This is a genomic window from Catellatospora bangladeshensis (assembly GCF_016862575.1).
In the GTDB taxonomy this organism is placed as follows: domain Bacteria; phylum Actinomycetota; class Actinomycetes; order Mycobacteriales; family Micromonosporaceae; genus Catellatospora; species Catellatospora bangladeshensis.
In genome coordinates, this window is record NZ_BONF01000092.1 from 1 (window position 1) to 1,504 (window position 1,504).

Annotated in this window: 1 protein-coding gene; it reads right to left on the reverse strand. The window is 69.4% G+C overall.

Going from position 1 to position 1,504, the window contains the following annotated elements; translation table 11 throughout:
- Positions 1-16: 16 nt before the first annotated feature.
- Complete coding sequence (locus Cba03nite_RS40180) at positions 17-1,402, reverse strand: NF041680 family putative transposase (RefSeq protein WP_239126356.1); 1,386 nt, start codon at positions 1,400-1,402, stop codon at positions 17-19.
- Between the last annotated feature and the right edge of the window lie 102 nt (positions 1,403-1,504).

A 1,504-nucleotide genomic window follows, 5' to 3' on the forward strand; every position in this document is an offset into this window, starting at 1 on the left:
CCGTTTAACGTAAGTTTCAGCAGTTCAGGGCCTTGACGGCTTGCTTCTTCAGGGCTGGATGTCGCGCCGCGGGTGTCGATGTCCGGCCCTTTGGCCTGCCCGGACCGGGCTTGCCGGGTTTCGGCCAGGTCGCTGGGGTGCCGATCCGGTGTAGCAGTTGGGCGAAACCCTGCCGGACGCGGCCGGGGGTCATCCTGTCGGCGGGCAGGGGCGGCTGCCAGGGCAGGCGGTGGTCAGCCACGAGGGGCCTGGCCAGGCGGAGTTGGGTCAGCGCGGCGAGGATGAGCTGGGTCCACCGGTCGGCCTGTTCTGGGGTGCGTGGTTTCGGGTTGGTCCAGCCCAATGCCTGTTTGGCGAAGCGCAGGGTGTGTTCTATGTCGAAGCGGCGGATGTAGACCTGCCAGATCCGGTCGAGGTCGCAGTCGTCGGTGGGGCCGGTCCACCACAGCCACAACGTCTTGGGTTCGCGCTGGCGGCGTCCGGGCAGGCGCGAGACCTGCACCCTGATCACGGTGCCTTCGATGATGGCGAACATGCCGGTCGGGTCTCGGTAGGTGCGCTGGTGCGGGTGCAGGCGGTGCCATGCCTGGACCTGGACCATGCCGTAGGTGTCGTGTTCGCGCACCAGTTCCTGGTCGGGGGTGGGCCAGGTGGCCGGGTCGCTGCAGGAGAACCGGGGGCCGTGCCGTTGGGGGCGTCCGCCTGCGGGGCTGCGTGGCTTGACCGATGCGCGGGCGGAGAACCGTCGGTCGCTTTTGATCCGGACGACGGTCTGGACATTGGTGTCGGCCAGGCCGACCGCAAGTTGGACGGGGTCGTAGCCGCCGTCGAACGCGACCATCGGTGCGGACCCCGACGGTGGCAGGTGGGGCAGCAGCGCGCGGATCTGCGCGACGGCCACGGTGTTGGGGTTGTCGCCGACCTGCAGGCGCACCGCGTCCAGGGGCGCGGTCCACGAGTCCGCGCCCGGACTCAGCCCGACCAGCCAGGAGTAGCACCAGCCCGCCACGATCGGCTTGCCCGCCGAGTGGCGGGTCGGGTGGTAGTAGTAGCCGCGGCCGGGTGAGCACTCGGCATCGCAGCGGGGCCAGGTCGTGGCGTCGACGGCGAAGTCCGGCCTCCAGCCGGCAGGACGGGCGGCGGCAAGGACGTCGCGCAGCTGGCCGGCGTCGATGACGCCACCGGCCAGGGCCGCGTACGCACTGCCGTGCCCGCGCATCGCCGTGTCGGCCAGGGTCAGATGCGCGATCGACGTGACCGGAATCGGGCAGCTGACCGCGTCGAACAGCTCGAACAGCGCGTCGGCCCAGCGGCCGAAGCAGTCGTACACGTCGTTGCGGAACCGTCGAAGTTCACCCTGGTCACCGACATCGGGCAGGGTGATACTGCTGGTAGCGGCCATCGCGGCCTCCGGGAGAAGGGGAAGTTCTCTCGAACATCACCGCGATGGCCGCTTCTGTCATTCCCCACGTCGAGGGACAAAAGCCCAGCTCACGTTAAAGGG

Excerpts from the sequence above, each read along its gene's own strand:
- Cba03nite_RS40180 (WP_239126356.1), bottom strand. The coding sequence starts at position 1,402 with ATGGCCGCTACCAGCAGTATCACCCTGCCCGATGTCGGTGACCAGGGT.